A 1146-nucleotide genomic window follows, 5' to 3' on the forward strand; every position below is an offset into this window, starting at 1 on the left:
GGCTGTACAGGCCCAGCAAGGCCCCTTGCTGGGCCTGTACAGCCGGGACACCATCCTGGAGGGGAGGATTGAGCGGGTTTGGCGCAATGTGAACCCTTTTCGTGACGCTGAGGAGGTGCTGGCCTACCTCAGGGCCAAGCGGCAGGCCTCTACCTGAAGCCTGGCCTACAGCTGCTCGGGGCGTTTTGCGACAATCTAAAGCTGTGCGTTGGCTGTCTTTGTTGTGCGCATTCTCCCTTTCGGCCTGGGCCCTCTCGCCGGGCGACCCGGTGAGCCTGCCACGGGTGCAGGACGCCTACGGTCGCGTTGTGGACCTGGCGGCTTTGGCCCGGGAAGGGCGCTACCTCTTGTTCTGGTTCTACCCCAAGGCCAACTCCCCGGGTTGCACTGCCCAGGGCAAGCGTTACGCCGAACTCTACGAGCAGTTCCAAGCCCTGGGGGTGGAGGTGTTTGGGGTGAGCGCCGACCCGGCTGCCGAGCAGTGCGCCTTTATAGAGCGCATGGCCCTCAAGGGGGCGATGCTGCCCGATAAGGACGGGGCCCTGGCCCGGCTGTTTGGGGTAGGGGGTTTTTTGGGCTTCTACAACCGCGACACCATCCTGGTCAATCCCAAGGGCCGCATTGAGCGGGTCTGGCGCAGTGTGAACCCTTTTCGCGACGCCGACACCGTGCTGGCCTACGTCCGCACCTTGAGGCGCTAGACCCGGATGCGGGCGGTGGTCATCGGTGCAGGGGTGGGGGGGCTGACCGCGGCCGCCCTGCTGGCCAAGGCGGGCTTGGAGGTCGTAGTTTTAGAGCGCCACACCTACCCCGGGGGTTCAGCGGGAACCTTCTTCCACAAAGGGTTTCGCTTTGACGCCGGGGCCACCCTGCTGGCGGGGTTTGACCAAGAAGGGGTGTTCACCCGGCTCGAGGCCCTCCTGGGGGTGCGCTTCCCTGTTCGGCGGCTGCCGGAGGGGGTTCCCCTGATGGAGGTGTGGTTACCGGAGGGGCGGCGGGTGGTGCGGCCGGTGGGGCGAGGGTTTGAGCTCGAGGCCCAGCTTCAGGCCTTTGGCCCGGCGGTGGGGCCTTTCTGGGGCTGGCAGACCCGGCGGGCAGAGGCCCTTTGGAGGCTGGCGGCGGGCCTGCCCTTTCCCCCTGTGGACG

General features: G+C 66.8%; 2 protein-coding genes. Both read left to right on the forward strand.

Annotation, left to right across the window (positions count from 1 at the left end):
* Positions 1 to 203 precede the first annotated feature (203 nt).
* On the forward strand, positions 204 to 701 hold the full coding sequence (locus Mlute_RS15275; RefSeq protein WP_119361348.1) for a peroxiredoxin: 498 nt from the start codon (positions 204 to 206) through the stop codon (positions 699 to 701).
* Positions 702 to 707: 6 nt separating this feature from the next.
* The coding region (locus tag Mlute_RS15280) for an FAD-dependent oxidoreductase (protein ID WP_119361349.1) at positions 708 to 1146 on the forward strand (439 nt) is incomplete at its 3' end.

Origin of the sequence: Meiothermus luteus (assembly GCF_003574085.1) — a bacterium.
Classification (GTDB): domain Bacteria; phylum Deinococcota; class Deinococci; order Deinococcales; family Thermaceae; genus Meiothermus; species Meiothermus luteus.